The 21605-nt window shown below is 44.7% G+C and carries 11 protein-coding genes and 1 pseudogene; 9 read left to right on the top strand and 3 right to left on the bottom strand.

Annotated elements, in window-relative coordinates; genetic code table 11:
- Positions 1–1218: 1218 nt before the first annotated feature.
- From HRU80_00930 to fucP, 3 genes are read right to left on the bottom strand one after another with little or no spacing between them, the layout of a single operon-like run.
- The gene (locus HRU80_00930) at positions 1219–3093 is read right to left on the bottom strand and encodes a hypothetical protein (protein ID QOJ27500.1); all 1875 of its coding nucleotides are present in this window, start codon (positions 3091–3093) and stop codon (positions 1219–1221) included.
- On the bottom strand, positions 3077–4312 hold the full coding sequence (locus HRU80_00925) for a cellulase family glycosylhydrolase (protein QOJ27499.1): 1236 nt from the start codon (positions 4310–4312) through the stop codon (positions 3077–3079). The genes HRU80_00930 and HRU80_00925 overlap by 17 nt, the downstream gene beginning before the upstream one ends.
- On the bottom strand, positions 4313–5623 hold the full coding sequence (gene fucP / locus HRU80_00920; protein QOJ27498.1) for an L-fucose:H+ symporter permease: 1311 nt from the start codon (positions 5621–5623) through the stop codon (positions 4313–4315).
- Between the two features lie 377 nt (positions 5624–6000).
- Between fucP and HRU80_00915 the strand changes: the two genes are divergently transcribed.
- The 9 genes and pseudogenes from HRU80_00915 to HRU80_00875 all read left to right on the top strand — a co-directional run bounded on the left by HRU80_00915 (position 6001) and on the right by HRU80_00875 (position 21601).
- Entirely contained in the window at positions 6001–7314 is a 1314-nt protein-coding gene (locus tag HRU80_00915; protein ID QOJ27497.1) for an extracellular solute-binding protein, read from the top strand.
- A gap of 8 nt (positions 7315–7322) precedes the next feature.
- Positions 7323–8795 (top strand): ATP-binding protein, encoded by a 1473-nt coding sequence (locus HRU80_00910; GenBank protein QOJ27496.1) that lies wholly within the window; start codon positions 7323–7325, stop codon positions 8793–8795.
- A gap of 10 nt (positions 8796–8805) precedes the next feature.
- The gene (locus HRU80_00905) at positions 8806–10266 is read left to right on the top strand and encodes a sigma-54-dependent Fis family transcriptional regulator (GenBank protein QOJ27495.1); all 1461 of its coding nucleotides are present in this window, start codon (positions 8806–8808) and stop codon (positions 10264–10266) included.
- 166 nt (positions 10267–10432) lie between these two features.
- Positions 10433–12061, top strand: a complete 1629-nt coding sequence (locus HRU80_00900; GenBank protein QOJ27494.1) for a sodium/solute symporter — start codon at positions 10433–10435, stop codon at positions 12059–12061.
- Positions 12062–12129: 68 nt separating this feature from the next.
- Positions 12130–14295 (top strand): annotated as a pseudogene (locus HRU80_00895) (hypothetical protein).
- The gene (locus HRU80_00890) at positions 14194–14616 is read left to right on the top strand and encodes a T9SS type A sorting domain-containing protein (protein ID QOJ30418.1); all 423 of its coding nucleotides are present in this window, start codon (positions 14194–14196) and stop codon (positions 14614–14616) included. The pseudogene HRU80_00895 and the gene HRU80_00890 overlap by 102 nt, the downstream one beginning before the upstream one ends.
- Before the next feature lie 79 nt (positions 14617–14695).
- A complete protein-coding gene (locus HRU80_00885; protein ID QOJ27493.1) occupies positions 14696–17419 on the top strand; it encodes a TonB-dependent receptor in 2724 nt (907 codons plus the stop codon).
- Positions 17420–17435: 16 nt separating this feature from the next.
- On the top strand, positions 17436–20558 hold the full coding sequence (locus HRU80_00880) for a hypothetical protein (protein QOJ27492.1): 3123 nt from the start codon (positions 17436–17438) through the stop codon (positions 20556–20558).
- A gap of 14 nt (positions 20559–20572) precedes the next feature.
- The gene (locus tag HRU80_00875; protein QOJ27491.1) at positions 20573–21601 is read left to right on the top strand and encodes a PorV/PorQ family protein; all 1029 of its coding nucleotides are present in this window, start codon (positions 20573–20575) and stop codon (positions 21599–21601) included.
- The last annotated feature ends 4 nt before the right edge of the window (positions 21602–21605 follow it).

Raw genomic sequence — 21605 nt, 5'->3', positions numbered from 1 at the left:
TTCAGGCAGGGTTATGATAATAATAACCGGGGGTTATTAAATTGATAATGGGGAGCTTTTGCATTGTGAAGTGAGTGGAATTTGGGTTTTGGGCGGTGTGGAGAGAGAGTAGAAGTTTTGGCAGGGCTAACCCCCAATCCTCCTCTCTTCCTTAAACGATGTATCGTGTTCATTATTATTTTTTTAAGTAAGATGGTTTTAGATGAATATAATTCTAATCGAAGAAGTGTGGGTTTTTTTGACTCACCCCCAACCCCCTCTCTTTCTTAAAACTTAGTATAGTGGTTAGTTGTGCCTTTTCAACAAGAAAGTATTTCTTGGTTTTGAATCTTACCGAAAAAGAGGGGGCTTTTTTGACTCACCCCCAAACCTCCTCTCTTTCTTAAAACGATGTTCGTGTTCATTATTATTTTTTGAGAAAGATGGTTTTAGATGAATATAATTCTAATCGAAGAAGTGTGGGTTTTTTTGACTCACCCCCAAACCCCCTCTCTTTCTTAAAACGAAGTATAGTGGTTAGCTGTGCCTTTTCAACAAGAAAGTATTTCTTGGTTTTGAATCTTACCGAAAAAGAGGGGGCTTTTGTACATCGAAGATATAGGAGATTTTTAACTCACCCCCAACCCCCCCTCTTTCTTAAAACGAAGTTCGTGTTCATTATTATTTCTTGGGCAAGATAGTTTTACATGAAAGTAATTCTAATCGAAAAATGTGGGCTTTTTTGACTCACCCCCAAACCCCCTCTCTTTCTTAAAACTTAGTATAGTGGTTAGTTGTGCCCTTTCAACAAGAAAGTATTTCTTGATTTTGAATCTTACCGAAAAAGAGGGGGCTTTTTGAATTATCCCAAACCCCCTCTCTTTTTAAACGATGTTCGTGTTCATGTATATTTCTTGGGTTAGATGGTTTTACATGAATATAAGTCAGATCGAAAAAGAGGGGGCTTTTCTGAGTTCTGCAGAGCCAAGCAGGCAAATATTCCACACCAGCAGGCTTCACTAAAACTCTACGGTATAACTTAGGATGGTTTTAATAAGCAGTATCCGGAATTTCGCAATGGTTGAAATCTGAAATGTATTTTGTTAAAATTTGTAACCGGCAAGTGATCTTCTGCCAGAAAAGGAAAGGAAGGATATGAACGTCAGTAAGAATAATTTCCGGTTGATGATTCTGGTTTTAATACTCCCGCAACATATTCTGAGGACAGCTAAAAAACCTCTAGGGCAGCAGTTCCTTTTTTAGCTGCTGAATGTTAATCCAGTCTGCCCAGTTGTCAAGAAGGGGAACGGCGGAGATTCTTCCTCCAAAGCCCATAAGCCGGTGGGTGAACATATATATATCACTGGTTTTAACCGAAGAAAGAAGCTGTTCGTTTACTCTTACGCCATACTTCTTAAACAGCTCAGCGGTTTTCTCAGAGATGAAACCGGTAATCTTCTTTTGTGCCAGATATCTGCGGAGCTGTTCTTTGTCTTTTTCAAAATCAACAACAGGCGCATCTGATGACCGCTGCTTCTCTTTAACCATCAGAAGTGAATAGCTTCCGTTTTCTCTTCTCACTGGGCCGTAAAGTTCATTGAGTTCAAGCCCGGCGGCTATAGTGCCAATGCTGCCCAGAACAGCCGCGGGTTTTAGTCCGGTCATTCCTGCTGAGTCTGCAAGAGGATCAGTAAATCCATAAGAGCGGGTGACCTGGTCGAAAGAAGTTCCTTCAGTAATACGGCGCAGAGCTTCTTCAACTTCACTCAGCTGAGCAAGGGTAAGAATTTGCACATTAAGATAGGTCTGCTCACGGTCATTATATATATCTGTATCGTAGTACTGCTTTACCTCATCATCGCTTGCACGGGCGGAGTCAAGGCTGCTGAGTTTGAGGAAATGGGCAAGCATGCTTTCTTTCCAGAGCGCAAGATCGCGCTGGACGCTCTCTGTCTGCAGAAGTCCCTGCCGGCGTGCTTCATCAGTAAGGATACAGCTTTGCACAAAAGTCTTAACAGCGTTGCTTAGCCGCTGGTAAACGTATGCCTTACCTGATGAAGAAAAAGTGAGCTCGTTAAATGCGGTATGAGAAAGGAAATCCAATATGGTTACTGCATTAAGGCCGGCGGTAAAAAGCTGACGGCGTATTTCCTGTTCAGGAATCTCAGAAAGCAGTTCCCGGAAATCAGAATCGCTGAGGATGATTTTTCCTTCTGCAGTATCAATCCCCTCAGGATAACGAATTTTAATTTTATTATACATTGCTTCCGCTATATACCGGAAGTTCTGTTCATTAATATCAATCCGCACATCCGAGAGCAGTTTGCTGAAATACTCACCGGTTTTCAGCAGGGTTTTCCTGTTCCGGATGATTTCCTTGATCCTGTTCACTTCAGACTGATTGCTTATGTCAACCGGCTTAGAAGACTTTTCCCGTACCAGAAACATTGTCCACCCAAGTTCGCTTTTGACAGGGTAAGAACATTCTCCCTGCTTCAGAGTAAAAATATATTCCTCAACCTCGGCATCCTTCATTGATCCTAAAACTACGGTGAACTGATTGAGGGACAATCCGCTGCTGCTGAAGGTTACGAGAACGGAGTCATGCTTTTCGGGTGTTGTGCCGGAAAGCTCATGATAAAGGTAGAATATTGCCGCGGAGTCGTTCCCGGAAATAACGTCGGTTTTCACTTCTGTTCCGGCAAACATCAGGGCCTTGGTAACATCATCCGCGCTGAGTTTTACCTTGTCTGAAATTTCTTTTTTGAAAAGTGCGTCACGCAGGTGTATATCTTCTACCGGCTGATAATAAAAACGGAATAACTGAGATTCGCTTATGCCGCTGCTGAGCGCTTCAAGATACCAGAGCTTTTCCGTTATCAGTGAAAAAAGGAAGTCGGATTTTCTCTGCTCAGCGTTGGTGCCTGATTTCTGACTGATAAAAGGGGAAAGCTCATAGCGGATGCGGAACTCAGAATCGGTAATTTTCAGTTTTCCGATTTCTGCAATTGTAAGCGGAGCTTTTTGCGCGGCGGCATTACATGAAATAATCAAAAACAGGAGAAAAATAATGCGGATGACGGAAGGGAGCATAGAACTAATTTTTATTATCAATAGCAAGCCCCAGAGCTTTCAGGTATTCATGATTGATTATCAGATTTTTCACAGCAAGATTTTCAAGATACTCATCAAGCACTCGGTTAATGATTTCCTGCGCTGGCTTGTTATCCCGTATATAAGCAAAAGACACATCAAAACCATCAGCGAACTTTTTGATCTGATCGTAATTACCCGGCACCTTTATGGTTACTACTCCCCGCTCGCTTTCAAGTTTTTTATAAGGCCAGAAACACCAGCTTACCGACTCTGATTCGAGCGTTTTTCTGAATTCAGTTATCCATTCATTTGTGTTCTCGCCTGACTCACCGAGGTATAGAGGCACATTGTATTTGTCTCTGTAATCAAGATAATCCTGGATAACCTCTTTGCCTGCTGCCGTCCAGTATTTATGGAAAGTATATACCGATTTACTGTCAAACGGAGGGCCGAAGACGGAGAAATTGCTGTTCCATTGTGCTCCTCCGATGAAGACGATATGGTTCTCATCAACTTCCCGAATTGCGGCAGTGATTCTTTTGAATAACGGCTCAAGAAGCGGATTCAGTTTATCCTTGTCAAAAAAATGGGCAATTGGTTCGTTCAGCAGGTCATAACCAATAACGATGGATTCTTTAGCATATCGCGATGCAAGTTCTCTCCACACTCTAATGGTGAGTTCCTGCATTTCGGGGCTTTCAAAAAGGAAGGGATAGCCGTAGCTGTCATCTATATTATCACCTGTTTGTCCTCCCGGAGCGCAGTGCATATCAAGCACCACCCCGAGATTATACTCCCGGCACCAGGAAACAGCACTATCCATCAATGCGTAACCGGGACCGGTCATTTCTCCCTGATCATTTACAAAAAGTTTATAGTGAAAAGGAATCCGGACTGAATTAAAGCCGGCCTTTTGTATCAGGGCTATATCCTCACGGGTAATATATAACTCACGGAATTTGCTCCAGAACTTTTGCGCTTCTGATTCACCCAGCAGTATGTTAAAGAAATCGTAAATAAGCCGGGGGGAGCTGATTTTTTCAAAGCGGAACATATATCCTTCAGGTACCATCCAGTGGCCGAGGTTAATCCCTTTAAGCACAACCGGTTTGCCGTAGGGCGTGATTATATCTTTACCGCTGACAGAATAAAAGCTGCCGGACTGGGCCAGTCCGGTCCGGCAGATAAGCAAAAATAAGAGTATTATATACGGAAAAATATTCCGGATACTGGTCATTTATTTCACAAACGAAGGTTTGCTTCCTGAGAAACCGTAATAAACGATAAACATGTAGCAGATAACCGGCAGGAAGAATGCCTGATGAATGCCGATGGAGTCAGCGATAAGTCCCTGCAGCACAGGAACAATTGCTCCTCCTACGATAGCCATACAAAGGATACCTGATGCCTGTCCGGTGTGTTTTCCGAGTCCGTGAATAGCAAGGGAGAAGATAGTCGGAAACATTATGGAGTTAAACAGGCCCACAAGCAGCATTGACCAGATTGCAATCTGCCCGTCGGTGAACATTGAAACAACAACCAGCACAGCAGCAGCAATAGCATTAAAACCGAGCACGGTGCCGGGTTTAATCATCCTTTGAATACCTGAACCGATGAAGCGTCCGACCATTGCACCGCCCCAGTAGAAGGAAACCATCTTGCCGGCATCCAGTTCGCTGAGAGTGCCGTCAAGGAAAACAAAATACTTAACAAGAAAACTGCCGATGGCTACTTCCGCGCCCACATATACAAAGATACCAATTGCTCCGAGAATGAGATGGCGGTACTGCCAGGCACTTTCGTGTTTATGGTCATACTTTGCCGAGCCGTCATTTTCTTCATCCATTGAACCGGCTTCAACCTGCGGAAGTTTAATGAAAGCAAATATTGCCGCAATCAGCAGGAGAACTGCTGCAAGCCAGAGGTAAGGCTGCTGCACTGCTGCTGCTTCAGCTATTTTGTATGCTTCAAGGTCAGCGGCTGACATCTTGGCCATTTCATCTGCTGTCTTAACCGCGGTTGAGAGGATAAGCAAGGAACCAAAGTAAGGAGCAATGGTGGTGCCGAGCGAGTTAAATGCCTGTGTAAGGTTCAGCCGTGAGGAAGCTGTTTCCTGCTTGCCAAGAATTGTTACATAGGGATTTGCCGCAACCTGAAGAAGGGTGATACCCGATGCAAGAATAAAAAATGCAGTAAGGAAAACCGGGTACGATCTCATGCCGGCTGCAGGATAAAAAATAAGTGTTCCTATACCGGCTGTTACCAGACCGATGATAATGCCTCTTTTATATCCTACCTTTTCAACAATCCATCCTGACGGGAGGGAGATGAGGAAGTAAGCGAGAAAAAAGGTAAACTGCACGAGCATGGATTCAAAGTAGCTCAGCGAAAAGACGTTCTGAAGATGGGGGATAAGAATATCGTTAAGACTGGTCAGGAATCCCCACATAAAGAAGAGTGAGGTAAGGACTGACAATTCGGGCAGATAGTTCTTATTATTCCCGTTACTTTGGGAGATTGGTTTTGAGTCGGTAATGATACCAGCCATTTAAGTAACTCCGGTTAAATATAAGTTTTATGATAAATACTTTCACACGGCAATAATTGTACCTGAAATTTACCAGCCGCTAATAAGGGGAATAAGCGGTATTATGTACGGTTTAGCAGGCATTTATTTATCAAATTGATAAATTCCGGTTATTAAAATGATAACCGGCTCCAAATTTACCGATATCCGCGTAAAGAAAAAGAAGAAAATATGAAGGCTCCGGAAATGAAGACGCGGTGTTATCATGATCAGTCCGGAGGCGGGAGCGGGTCAGGGTTAGGCGGAAAGAGACGCCTGAAACCGGATGTGAAAAGAAAAACTCTTTTCCGGCGGAGAAATACACTCTATATTTGCCGTAACTATTGCAAAAAATGGAAATGAATCTCGAAAAGATTTTTTACATCGTTGCCAGCACGGTGCTCGTAACTCTTTTTGTGCTGATTGTCTTCATCTTTTCTCCGGTCTCGTACGATGATCAGCAGATAAACCGGGAGAAAGTGATATACTATGCTGATAATATATCACCTGCTCATCAGAAAATTATCAACCGGTTTAATAATGAGTATAAAGGAAGAATCCGGGTTGAAACTATTAATCTTCCGTTCGAAAAGTTCAGCACCAACGAACGGAAGGAACTGCTTGCCAGATATCTGCGGAGCAAGAGCAGCAGGATAGACCTCTTCAGCGTTGATATCATCTGGGTGCCGAGATTTTCGCGGTGGGCTCTGCCGCTGGACAGGTTGATAGATACTTCCGTAATTAACACCCTTCTGCCTTTTACCCTTGAAACCTGCCGTTATCAGGACTCCCTTGTTGCTCTACCTCTCTATGCGGATATAGCCGTTATGTTTTACCGGAATGATCTGCTCAGGCAGATTCCGCAGCAGGAAAAATTCAGAGCTGAACTGGCGGAATCAATCACCTGGGATCGTTTCGCGGAACTGAAAAGAAACGTACAAAAACTTCCGGGAAGGAATGGTAAACCATTTTATTACTTTCAGGCGGATGCTTACGAAGGACTGATCTGTTCATTTTTTGAAGTGGCTGCCGCAAAAGTCCCTAACGGCATGAAAACTGACGACAAGATTTTCCGTGATGCCGGACTGGTTGAAAGCTCAATCAGCTTTTTACAGCAGCTGGTGTACGGCTCTGGCATATCCCCCGCGGAGGTTACGCGGCTTAAAGAAAATGAAAGTTATCAAAAGTTTTTTGAGAACGATGGTTTTGCCGTGAGAGGATGGCCGGGCTTTATGAGCAAAACGAATCTTGCATTCAGAGAAGAATTGCGCGGAAAAATACTCCCGGCTCCCGTGCCGCACATTGCCGGAACGAAACCGGTTTCGGTTTTCGGCGGATGGAATCTTATGATCTCCCGTTTCTCAAACAATGTTCCGGAAGTGGTTAAGTTTATAACATATATACTGAAAGAAGAACATCAGAAGCTGCTGTTTGAAGAGGGATATCTGCTCCCCGCGGTGAAATCACCTTATGCAGATAAAGAATTCACCGGAAAGTATCCTGAACTTCAGTTTTACAAAAAACTTTTTGAGAAGGGAAAATACCGTCCGATGTTTGAAGAATATACCGGCATATCGGATATTCTCTCGTCAAATATCAGCAAAGCCATCGAAAAAAACACCGACGCGGCAACGGTTACCGGAACCATACTCAGGCAGATAGAGCAGAACTGACGGCCGAAATGAAAAAAAGTGTATTAGAAAAATTAAAACAGTATCATTTTGAGTTCAGGCACGTAACGGTGCTGTTTATTGTGCTTTTCAGTTTTCAGCTTCTTGTATCCTTTATTAATAAATCCTCCATCAAAAGCTTTCTGAATACCACGCAGGAGTGGTACCAGAAAGAATCAGCGGAAGAGATAGCCAACCTTACCGCGACCGCAATCGAACTTGCCATTGAGTCCATCAATCCCCGCACATCGGAGAACGGGGAAGATGAGAGGAGGGTGATACAGTCATTCGACATCATATTCAGCCAGCAGCAGCTTACCCATAATATAGAGAAGCTTTATCTGCTGATTGAGTATAAGGACTCGGTGCTATGCATCAATGAGGGGAAGACACTCTACGGGGTTCTCAGCAGGAAAGATGTGCCGCTCCGTTCGGATGCTTATGCTCCGGAGATTCTTGGGCAGTATGCTTCTCTGGAAAAGGGGCTGAAGTCCACCGAACGCATACAGACGGTGATTGAAGACAGGCAAAACTTCCATATTTTTGTGCCTTTTGTGATAAAGGGGGAGTATCTGGGAGCAATATATATGCTGATTTCGCCTGATTTCAGCAGTATCAGCAATGAGGTTATCAGCAATTATGATGAAACATCGGTGATTTACCTCTCGCTGATTACCCTGGGTCTGCTCGCGATGTATTTTATCTCCTCCTATACCGTGAAGGAACGGGATGAAACCCAGAAGATGCTTTTTGATGAAAATGAACGGAATCTGAAAAAGCAGATTAATTACGAGAAGGAACTGGTCTTTACCAAGCGGATATATCACACGCACCACAAAGCGGAAAAAATCATGGGCTTTATCAAGGAAGATCTGCGGATTCTTGCCGTGGATAATATTGACGAGGTAAAATACCGTGTGACAAAATACTCGAACTTTATTTCCCGCGTGATTTATGATATGAAGTGGTATGACCCTCCGGTGCAGACAATACGGAACATGATGTTCCGCACCAATCTGAATGAGGTTATCATGTTTCTGAAGAAGAACATTTTTGAAAGGGTCTCAACGGTATCGTACGCGAACAACATTGTCTGCGACCTTGATGAGACAATGCCTCCGGTATATATCAACGAGTTTGTAATCTGGGAAATCCTGGAGCCGCTGATACAGAACAGCATAGACCACAGCGGACAGAGCGACCTGCTTATCAGCGTAATCACCAGATTCGATAAGGAGAAAAACATTTCACGGCTCTTAATTGAAGACAACGGCCGCGGCATAGCAGAACCGCTTCTGGAGCGGGATGAGTCGGGAATAAAGATGTTATTCACCGAAAACAGCACCACTAAACCGGAAGGATTCATGAATGCCGGTTACGGGTGTTATATTGCATATGAAATGACAAAACGGTGCGGATGGGAGATTGATGCTGAAAACCGACGTGAGGGGGGATGCCGTTTCATTATCACCATAAAACATTGACGGAGAAAGAATGATCTTTCAGGATGTGAATATCAACATACTGCTGATTGAGGATGAGGAGTTTGACGTAAGGCGTGTGACCAATACGATAATTCCCTTTGCTGAAAAAATCAGGATTGCCAAATATGTTTCGAACGGTAAAGCTGCTCTGGAATATCTGGAGCAGAATAAGTCAGAAATTGATCTGGTTATCATGGATTATCAGATTTCAGGCGGTATTATGGGTGAGGAGCTGATATATAAAATCAGGGAGATAGACAGTTCCATTCAGATTATCGTTATAACCAAGATGACCATTAATCTGACAGATTACCACTTTGCCAACCGGCTGATTAAAGCGGGAGCATTCTGGTACTGTACCAAATACCCGGGAGATATTGAAGAATTTATTTATCAGCCGACTGATTTTGTACTAAGTATCTTCAATGCGTTTGAAAAATCCCGTTTAGAAAGGGAGCGGCTCCGCTCTATTCAAAAGATTAAACGGGGGGTGAGCGACATACTTCTGCAGAAAAAAATCATCGGGAGTTCTCCGCTCATGACTGAATTGAAAAATGATATAGACCGCCTTGCCAAAAGCAATATTAACATACTGATTAAGGGTGCATCCGGAACCGGAAAGGAGCTTGTGGCACACAATATCCATTACCGCAGCGACCGGAAGTATGAAAATTTTATTGTGGTTAACTGCGGAAGCCTGCCTGAACAACTTGTTGAGAGTGAGCTCTTTGGTTACGAAAAAGGCGCTTTCACCGGCGCGGATAAGAAAAAGGCGGGACTTTTTGAGATAGCTGACAAGGGCACCATCTTTCTTGATGAAATAACCGAACTGCCGCTTTTTGCGCAGGTGAAATTGCTTCGTGTGATTCAGGAAGGGGAGATAGAAAAAATCGGCAGAACCGGAACAATGAAAGTTGATGTTCGGGTAATAGCGGCAACCAATCGTAACATTGAGCAGGAAGTAAAAGAGCGGCGGTTCAGGGAAGATTTATATTACCGGCTGAACGTGCTGCCGGTTCAGGTGCCGGATCTTAAAAAGCGGTCGGATGATATACCGGAAATCATCGAGCATTTTTTATTTAATCTGAGTGCTGATATGGGGCGCGAGAAACCGGATATTACACCCGAGGCGATGAAGTCACTCATTGCCTATGACTGGCCGGGCAACGTACGGGAATTAAAAAATGTAGTTCAGCGTATGCTGTTTTCAGCCGAAAACTCAATCACACCGGCGCTTGTGCAAAAAGCGCTGGGAATTGCGCTCCCCGGTGATCAGAGTATGGGAGGCGAGTTGAAAGGGCTGTTTGATCCGGAGAACATACTTCCGCTTAAGGAGGTGGAAAGCGCTTTCAGAGAAAAATATTTCAGATTTGTAAGAGAGCACTCACAGTCCGATTCTGACGCGGCAAAGAAACTCGGACTTGCTCCCCCCAACTATCACCGTATGATGAAAGAACTGGGGCTTAAATAGCATCGGGATGGCTTATCAAAATAATAAATGCAGGGTTATTATTTTAATAACATTATTAAAGAAGTTCTTGGGCTGATCGCATTAAAAGGGGTTTAAATAAAGCGGGGGTAATTATTAATTATGGCATGATTTCTGCTCACTCAGCAGAGTATGAAGTCAAAATCAAATGCCTGATACGTTTTCTTTTCTGGATGCATTCTTTATTGTGGTGTATCTGATAGTGGTTCTCACTATCGGGTTTTATTCCTCGAGGAAGAATGATGAAAAGTTTGCGGATTACTTTCTGGCCGGCAGAACGCTTGGCTGGTTTGCCATCGGTATTTCCGTTTTTGCCGCGAATATATCCAGCGAGCATTTTATCGGATTAGCCGGAGCCGGCTCAGTGAGCGGGCTTGCGGTGGGTCAGTTTGAACTGATGGCTATTTTTATATTGATCTTTTTCGGATGGTTTCTCGCTCCGGTTATGTACCGGTCAGGCGCGGCAACCGTACCTGAATTCCTTGAGCGGAGTCTTGGAGTTAAAATCCGTAAGATTTTTGCGGTGTTCTCAATCGCGAATTATTTCCTCACAAAAATTCTTGTTTCGCTATTTGCCGCAGGACTTTTGTTTTACAGCACCTTCGGGCTCAGTTTTTATGCATCATCAATTCTTATTGTTCTCATCACCGGGCTTTACAGTGTGATAGGAGGCTCTGTTGCGGTTGTAAGGACCCAGACTTTTCAGGGCATCATGCTTATTACCGGTGCGGTGATTTTGTCCGTTGCCGGATATTTTGCCGTGGGGGGATTCAGTGAATTATATACAAAACTGCCGGCTGATTTTTTTACGATGTTTAAACCGGTTTCTGATAAAGATTATCCCTGGACCGGCATTGTGTTTGGCGCACCGATAATTGCATTCTGGTACTGGTGCGCTGATCAGTATATCGTGCAGAAAACCTTCAGCGCGAAATCAGCTGATGACGCAAGAAAAGGTTCACTGCTCGCCGCCTCGTTTAAGATACTCCCCATATTTATTCTTGTTTTCCCCGGTCTTTATGCAGCAGTTCTTTTCCCTGATCAGCGGGGAGATACAGCATATTCAGCATTAATTAACGGCTCGATACTGCCGTTCGGACTAAAGGGAATCGTGATTGCCGGACTTCTCGCCGCCATTATGTCATCACTTTCAAGCGCGTTTAACAGCATTGCTGTTCTTTTTACCAATGATTATTACCGCCTTAAGTATCCTTCAGCAAACGAACGGAAATTAGTTTTGGTCGGCAGGCTTTCAACCACTGCTGCGGTAATAATCGCGATACTCCTGGTGCCGTTTGTAAAACTGATTAGTTCGCAGTTATATCTGTTTCTGCAGAGCACTCAGTCCTTTATCAGTCCGCCCATTACCGCGGTTGTGCTGTTCGGACTCTTTTCAAAAAAGATGAACGGCCGGACTGCAATTATTACTCTGATAGCAACGGAAGCAATAGGCATCAGCCGGCTGGTGCTTGAGATACTGGATAAAAATAATGTCGTGCTTTATCCGTTTCTGCAATGGGTTCTGACGGTTAATTTCCTTCACTTCTCGGTATTCCTGTTCGGGCTGAGTGTGGCAATGATTCTGGTATTAAATTATCAGACAAACCGCGAGACAAACCACTTTGCTGCTGAAATCAGGAACTCCTTTACCGAGAGTATTGCTGAAATTCGATTTAGTTTTTCGGAAGCATTTAAGCTTCACCGGGTCAATACCAATGTGGTATTGTCAGCGTTTATTCTGATTCTTATTGCGGGTCTGTGGAGTATCTGGTCATAGCAGCCATATATACTACACAGAACAGTAATTTAATAAACATCACTAACAACTAAAGATCTGAGGATCACATGAAAAAACTCGTACTTACGGCACTGATGCTGATCGGATTTTCAGTAACTGCATTTCCGCAGATTATTGAAACCTTCGATACTGATATCTTTGCTGATACTACCTACGCTTTCTACTCAGAAGGCGGAATAAGCCGTCTTGACTATACCGTCAACACGACTGATTTCAGACAGGGAACAGCATCCGCGCAGATAAAATTTGTCATCGGCGCGCATCATCCCTGGGGAAGTTTTGCTCTTATTGAAAAGCTGCTTCCCGTTGGCGAAAGCTGGGACTGGACCCAGTCCGATACTCTTTCTCTCTGGATTAAAGTGACTGAGGCACCTTCAATACCCGCAAACATGGTGCTTCGTGTTCACCTGCTTGACCGTCCTAATGCAGCTGCTCCGCTGGAGAACTACGTGTATGAAAATGCCGTGGTTATTGATGCTACGACAGACTGGATTAATCTGAAAGTTCCTCTCAGAATTCTCGGAACAGACGGAAGCCTTAATCCATCAGACTCCGGTTTTGTAATCTTCCCGTCAGGATGGGGCGGAGGTCCGACCAATAACTGGAACAACCAGACTTTTGATGCCGATAAAATCGTTGGATTTAACCTTGCGGCAGTAACATCCGGATTCACCCCTGGAGTTAATCTTCCTGCAGACTCAGTTGGCGTGTTGTTTGACGGATTCAGCCGTTCAGGCAACAAGCCAAAACCTGCAATCATTTTTAATGGTGTGCAGTTTATGGGCAACCTTACTGCATTCACCTGGGGACAGTCCGGAATGGAAGTTGTCACTGGTGCAGGCCCGACACCTAACAGCAACGCAATTAAATGGACACAGGGTAATGAATGGGGCAACGGATGGACCGGATGGGGTCTTAACGTATCACCTACTTTCGATCTTTCAGGCGCATGGCAGGTGGACAGTGTAAAGTTTAAATTAAAATGCCCTCCCGGAACAGGTGCTCTCAGAATTCAGTTTGAAGGCGGCGGCGGAAAGAAGGGATTAGTCTTCACTCCGACCGGTGATGATCAGTGGCACTCATACAAGTTTGCACTGCGTGATCTGGTATTCCAGGATAACACTACCTCTTTTGATTCTTCAAATGTTAACGTAGCGCAGATAATGGCTGAAGCATCAGCAGTAGCCGGAACAGTTATCTGGATGACTGACTGGTGGACAGGCAATCCTTCGTTTGATGTGATTCCTCCGCTTGCTCCGACAGGTGTCGCAGCTTTCGGCGGCTCTTTCCAGAACGTAATCACCTGGCAGGATGTTCCCGGTGAAACAGGCGAAATATATGATGTATATTATTCAAAGAATCCTATTACCGATGTTACCGCTCCTGGTGTTGAAGTGGTAAAACTTGGCGTTCAGGAAAATGCTCAGCTTATTGAACATCTTCTGATTGCACCGGTAACAGATCAGTCAGTTACCTATTATTATGCAGTAATGTGCAAAGACCTTGCAGGCAATAAAAGCCCGGTAAGCAATAACTCATCTGCCGTAACCAATACCGCAAAAGGAAAACCAACCATCTCCCTTAACGCTCCTACTGCAGCATTTGCAGCAGACGGTAATCTGCAGGAATGGCAGTCACTTACCAAGTTCAGAATGTATCCTTCAGACGGAACAGGATTTGTGGTAACCAATACCACTATCGGCGGCGATGCTGATGCTTCAGCTGATGCATATGTTGCAATGGATAACCAGTATCTCTATGTTGCGTTTGACGTGAATGATGATATTGTTGTTCAGAACAACAACGGTGATTCATATCTGAATGACGCAGCTGACTTATATATCGGCCTTTATAACTGGCGCGGTATGCCTCATACCACCTATCGCAGAGGCGCAGAACCTGATTATCATTTCAGATTTGCTTACAACAGAATCCTTATTGACGGTTCCGCAGGAACTGACAGTCTGATCGGGCTGGGAACTGATTACTATTTCGGTGAGAAATTCCCTTCAGGCTACATTGTTGAAGCAAGAATCAGTTTTGCACAGCTTGCTCTTCAGGGCAATGATATTACCTTCGTCCCGGTTGAAGGTTACAGAATTCCGTTCGATATGGCTCTGAATGATGCAGATGCAACCGGAACAAGAGAAGGTATTCTTACCTACTCACCGTTCAACGAAGACCGTTCTTATGCTGACGTATCAAGATGGACGCACACCTGGATTGGCAGCCTGTGGGAGCCGGTCGGAGTTGAAGATGAACTGACCGCGGACAGCTATGCACTCGCGCAGAACTATCCGAATCCGTTCAATCCGGCTACAACGATAAAATACTCAATTCAGAAAGCCGGTCTGGTAACACTGCGCGTATATGACATGCTCGGACGCGAAGTTGCAACTCTGGTTGACCAGGAACAGAATGCAGGAGTTTACTCCGTGCAGTTTAACGCATCCGGACTTGCAAGCGGTATATACCTCTACAAGCTGGAAAGCGGCTCATTTACAAAAACTAATAAATTAATGCTCATTAAGTAGCATTTACCTCCGGTATGCAGGGACGAAGGATTGTGCGTCCCTGCATCCATTTATTTAATGGTTAATTTTGGACAGGATAATGATAAGGAAAGCTGAAACTACATTTCTTCTATCTGTATATAAACATCTCTTGGCTGTGCTGCTCATACTGTTTCTGGCTGATCTGGAAGCAGGTGTGACAGGAAAAATAGCAGGCAAGGTGCTGGATGATAAAACAGGCGAACCGGTAATCGGGGCCAATATCGTACTTGAAGGCACCTATCTCGGAGCTGCGGCAGATATAGACGGCTATTATGCCATAAGCAACGTGCCTCCGGGTAAATACCGTCTGATTGTCTCGGCAATCGGATATCAGAAAGTGGTTATTGAAAATATCCTGGTCAAGATAGACCTGACCACAGCTGTGGATGTAAAACTAACCTCTTCAACGCTTATGTTGGATAAGGAAGTCGTGATTACCTCCGAACGTCCGATGGTACAGAAGGATCTTACGTCAACCTCAACTACCATCTCATCTGATGATATTAAACTGATGCCTGTTGAAAATGTAGGCCAAATTGTTAATCTGCAGGCCGGTGTAATGGACGGACACTTCAGAGGAGGCCGCTCCAATGATGTTGCTTACCTGATTGACGGCGTGGCTGTGACGGATCCTTTTAACGGCGGCTTCAGCATGGAGGTTGAGAACACTTCAATCCGTCAGATGGAAGTTATAACGGGAACATTTAACGCTGAATATGGCCAGGCACTTTCCGGTGTGGTTAATATCGTAACTGAAGGGGGATCAAATAAATTCAGGATGAGCGTTTCATCGTATCTGGGCAATTTTATAACCGGAAGCACTGATCTCTTCAGAAATCTTGACAGGGCAGACCGTATATCACAGCGCAGTATTCAGCTGACCGTGAGCGGTCCGGTAACTCCAATAAATAATTTATACTTTTTCACAACAGCAAGATTTGCTGATAATACCGGCCACCTCTATGGAAAAAGAGTTTATAATGTAACAGATGATGTTCCGTTTTATCCGAACCCATCAAATAAGCAGTTTTGGGTTGCACGCAACACCGGCGACAATTCATACGTGGCAATGAATCCAAGCAGTAAATATTCCTTTAACGGAAAGCTGACCTATGCTCTTCCTAAACTGGCTGTTACCTACTCACTTTTCTGGGATAACACAGAAAACCGCTATTATGATCATAACTTCAGCTGGACGCCTGACGGAATTATGACCCACTATGGCAATGATCTGATTCAGAATCTGCAGTTTATTCACGATATATCATCCTCTACCAATCAGAGTCTGAAATTCAGTTTCAGCAACTATGATTTTAAGGGATATCTTTATGAAGATAAGTTTGACCCCCGGTATGTAAATCCGCGCCAGGGAATATCGCTTTCCAACTATACATTCCGCTCCGGCGGAAATCAGGGGGGCAGATACCACAGATATACACAGACATTTGTAAGCCAGTGGTCTCTTTCTTCCCAGATAAGCAAAGAACATAAAATCGGGATGGGAGTTGAAGCAAGATTTAACAACATCTTTAACCAGAGCATGGATCTGGTAAACCTGACCGACGGCCAGACTGACAGTCTCGGAAACGTTATTTTTACTCCGGGCTATCCTGCAAAGGGTACAATCTCTGACCAGGGCTCCCATATCGAATATACCCGCTATCCTTTTGAAGCATCTGCGTATATACAGGATAAGATGGAGTATGATATCATGATCATCAACGCCGGTCTTCGTCTGGATTACTTTAATTCAAACGCCCGTATGCCGGCAGATAAAAAGAATCCGACACGCAACACGGCTTTCCCCGGCGCTGACCAGTGGGTTGAAGCTTCGGATAATCTGCAGGTAAGCCCGCGTCTTGGCGCTTCGTTCCCGATTACCGACCAGGGAATTATCCGCTTCTCATACGGACATTTTTTCAAGATTCCGGCATTCGAGAATCTGTATCAGAATCCTGACTTTATCGTCCGGCCCGGAAACAGTCTGAACTCGATCATCGGCAACCCCGATCTGAAAGCAGAGAAAAACGTAATTTATGAAATAGGCCTGCAGCAGGTTTTATTTGAAGATATATCCTTAAATGCTTCTTTATACTACCGGGATATCCGCAACTGGCTGGGTATGGAAATTGTAAATACCTATGAAGGATTTAAATACGCCAGATTCATCAACCGCGATTACGCAAACGTTCGCGGCCTGGTACTAGTGCTTGACAAGCGGTTCTCCAACTTCTTCAGCGCGAAACTGGACTATACCTATCAGATAGCTGAAGGGAACTCATCTGACCCTTATGCAGTGTATAACAAAAACCAGACAGTGCCTCCTATTGAAGAAGCAAAATCAGTTGTTCCGCTTGACTGGGATCAGCGCCATACTGCTAATCTGGTGATTAATGTTGGTTTGCCTGCTGACTGGACAGCGGGACTGATCTTCCAGTACGGTTCAGGCACCCCGTATACTGAAGACCCGAGAATCTCACGCGGCGTTCGCTTTGAAAACGGCGGAATTAAGCCCACGTTCTTTAATATGGACCTGCGGGCTGACAAGGCATTTGATATCGGCAGCGGATTATTCCTGAGAACGTATGTGATGATATATAATGTTCTTGATCTCAGAAATGAGTTTGGTGTTTATGCCAGCACAGGCCGTGCGAATATTGATCTGAATACGCAGTATGCAGGCGACATCATAGGCCTTAACACGATTGAAGAGTATATAAAGAATCCCGCAATGTACTCGGCCCCGCGCGAAATAAGAATAGGAGTCGGCATTGATTTCTAATATCCGGAGTTTGTTCATGTTCAGAAATCTTTTATTTATAGTTTATATACTGATAGCTTTCCCGGTAACGGCACAGGTAACCCCTGAAGTCCAGAGGTACCGTGATGACCCTAAGGGGGACATCAAATTCCGCCGTGAAGGTGTGATGGACGGTAATCAGATACGCACACTTTTTTATAATAACGGTGAAGTAGGGCAGTGGCCCTATCAGCCCTCTGGTGAGTGGCCAAAAGGATCCGGACACTCATATCTTGACGGTGTGAGCGTTCTTATTGCATCTGAAATTACTGCTCCGGGAACAGGCCAGCTTGTTCATCCGGTTCAGACTTCCTACCGTGAGTGGATGGATAAAGATCCGGTTACCGGCGAAATCTGGGGGCTTGAACCAGTACCCGGATATATGCATCCTTCAGCAAAGAAACCTGCCATTAATACCGATCCGGCTTCATGGCCTGATTTCTGGCCGGCGGCTCTGAATCTTACTTCAGAGTGGGACGGTTTCTGGTACGGTTACTTCGGAAGAGGTGTGCAGAATTCAGATTTTGAAACATTCTTTGTTATGGATGATTCGAAGGATAAAGAGTTCACAAGAAATCCTTTCTTCTATTATCCGATTGCTGCCGACTCACAAAGAGCGGGACTTGGCCTGCGTGTTGAAGTCCGCGGATTCCAGTGGTCACAGGTACTTGCTGAAGATATTATCTTCTGGCATTATGATATACTTAACCTGTCTGACTTTAATTATCCCAAAACCGCATTCGGTTTTTATACGGACTGCGGCGTGGGCGGAACTGATGACTCAGAAGATGATAACGCATCGTTTGACCTTATACTTGACCTGGCGTACTGTTATGACAATAACGGACTCGGACTTCCGGATAACTGGAAAACCGGTTATTATGGTTATGCATATCTTGAAAGTCCGGGTAACGGTTTTGACGGTATTGATAATGATCAGGATGGAATTACTGATGAACGCCGTGATGACAACATTGATAATGACGGTGACTGGATAAAATATACCGATCTGAACGGAAACGGAGTCTGGGATGCTGATCAGAATGAACCATTAAACGATGACGTAGGCCGTGACGGTGTTGGTCCCTTTGACAGACAATACACCGGACCGGATGAAGGTGAGGGAGACGGACTGCCGACAGACGGCGAACCGAACTTTGATAAAACCGATAAAGATGAATCAGACCAGATAGGTCTTACCGCCGTATCACTCTACCGCCTTGGTCAGGGAGGAACAGGCGGAGGATGGCCCAAGGATGATGAATCACTCTGGCTTAAGATGAGCGCAGGAACATTTGATACATCACTGCAGAGAGCAAACATCAGTATGATTTTTGCTTCCGGTATGTTTCCGCTGAATAAGGGACTGCGTGAGAGATTCTCCATGGCGCTGGTATTTGGCGAAGATCTGAATGACATTATCTTTAACAAAGAAACTGTTCAGCAGATATATAACTCGAATTATAACTTCTCAAAACCGCCTATTAAGCCAAAACTCACCGCGGTTCCGGGTGACAGAAAAGTATATCTCTATTGGGATAACGTTGCCGAAGAAAGCCGTGATGCATTCCTGGGTTATCAGAATAATGACCCGACGCAGGGATATAAAAAGGATTTTGAAGGATACCTTATTTACCGCAGTACCGAACCTGAGTTTAATGATATAAAAATTATCACTGACTCAAAAGGTTCGCCGAAATACTGGAAGCCAATTGCACAGTTTGACCTGAAGGACAGCATTAGCGGTCCTGATCCGGTCGGCATTAACGGCGCGCATTTCTGGAGAGGAAGCGAAACCGGCCTCAGGTATTCATATATAGATACTGACGTGAAGAACGGCGTTGAATATTATTACGCCTGTGTATCCTATGATATGGGAGACCCGAGCTTCGGAACAACAGGATTGCAGCCATCAGAGTGCACAAAAATTATCACACAGGACTTTGCAGGCAATCTGCAGTTTGTGGATATCAATTGCGCGGTGGTAACACCGAACGCACCGGTTGCAGGTTATGTCTCTCCGCAGATCAGCGGTGATATAAAGAACGTAGCCGCAGGAGGAGCGGGATCAGGTGATCTGCAGATTACCGTACTTGACCCTTCAGCCATTGTTAGCGGAGCTGATTACACGGTTGAGTTTACTTCTACTTCAGCATATCCGCTTTATAAATCAACGGGATACCGTCTGATTAAGAGCTTTAACTCCGTAATTGACACACTTGCAACAGTTGATTCATCGTACTTTGGCGCTGAGAGAATCAGTCCTCCTTATGACGGCATGGCAATTACAGTTCTGAATGATACCGCGGTTACTGTGAATGATTCACTGACCGGCTGGCTGACAGGCAGAACAAATCTGATAACCATGACCACGCCTAATCCTACCCCGATCCGCGGTATTCCGTGGCCGGCTGATTATGAAATTACCTTCAGCGATACTCCGCAGGATACCTGTTTTATTCAGTCACCGCCACTTTACTCAAGATTCCCGGTGAACTTTAAGATATATAATAAAACGGAAAACAAATTCGCGAAGGTTGCTGTGCGTGATAATGACGGTTCCGGCTCACTGACCATAGGGGACCAGATACAGGTGCTTGAGTTCCAGGGAGCTGTTACGCAGGCAAATGTACGCTTTGCGTGGGATATATCCTATGATGCTCCAGCTGATCCGGCAGCAACTCCGGTTCTGCCCGCGGCAGGTGATAAATATCAGATTACCACTTACAAACCCTTTAAGAACGGCGATAAGTTTAATTTCAGAACCAACGCGGCGGTGGTTGATAATGACCTGGCTAAAAACCAGCTCGAAAGGATTGACGTAGTACCGAATCCTTACGTCGGGGCTGCATCGTGGGAAAAGAGAAATCTGAATTCCACCGGCCGGGGTGAAAGAAAGATAGACTTTGTTAAGCTGCCCGCTGAATGCACCATCAGAATATATACAATAACAGGACAGCTGATAAAGACTCTGTATAAGAATTCGAACATCGGAGACGGAAGCATCTCCTGGAATCTGGTAACCGATGACGGTATGGATGCAGCGTACGGCATTTATGTCTATCATGTTGAAGCACCGAATGTGGGGGAACATGTCGGTAAATTTGCACTGATTAAATAAGAGGAATGATGAATATGAAAAAGATAACTTATATACTTGCTCTTATTTACTTTGTAACTGCTCCTGCACTGGCGCAGACATTTAAATCAGATGTTTCAAAACGGGGTACCACCGCGGCACCCTTCCTCTCTGTGGGACAGGGAGCCCGTTCAATAGGAATGGGAAGTGCTTTTGCCGGGACTGTTAATGACGTGAGCGCGATTTACTGGAACCCCGCCGGCCTCACCAAGGCGCAGGGCATTCAGATGATGTTTGACCATACGATGTGGATTGCAAACGTGCGCTATAACTTTGTGGCCGCGAGTGTTAATCTGCAGGATATGGGCGCAATCGGCCTGAGCATTATCAGCTCAGATGTTGGCGATATGCGTGTTACAACCGTAGAAAGCCCGGACGGTACCGGAGAAACTTTTTCCGCTACTGATCTTGCGATAAGTCTGGCTTACGCAATGCAGCTGACAGATAATTTTTCGATCGGATTTAACCCGAAGTATATCTATCAGGGAATCTGGAAGATGAATGCATCGGCTTTCGCGCTTGATATGGGAGTGCAGTATGTTACTCCGTTTGACGGCGCCATACTGGCGATGTCCATTTCAAACTTCGGAACAAAGGTTCAGCTCCTCGGTAATTCAAACCTGGTTCTCTATGATATGGATCCTTCGAACACGGGTGATAACGGCAAACTGCCTGCGTATCTTGAAACCAATCAGTGGTCGCTGCCTCTGAACTTCAGAGTGGGAGTGAGCTATGATCCGGTACGGAGTGAGATGCATAAACTGACCGTCGCGGTTGACGCACAGCACCCGAGTGATGATTATGAAAGTCTGAATCTGGGAGCTGAATATACATTTGATAATTTCGTTTTTATAAGAGGCGGATTTAAATCAATGTTTCAGCAGGATTCAGAAGAATCATTCGCGCTGGGATTCGGCATACGGCAGTCACTGATGAATAATGTTTCGGTGATATTTGATTACGGCTACCAGAATTTCGGCCGTTTCTCGGAAATTCAGAAATTCTCTTTATCAGTTTCGTTCTAGATGT

This window comes from Ignavibacteriales bacterium, from assembly GCA_015709675.1.
Taxonomy (GTDB): Bacteria; Bacteroidota; Ignavibacteria; order Ignavibacteriales; family Ignavibacteriaceae; genus H2-BAC3.
Note: the sequence above shows the minus strand (reverse complement) of the source record. Positions and strands in the feature narration are given on the sequence as shown.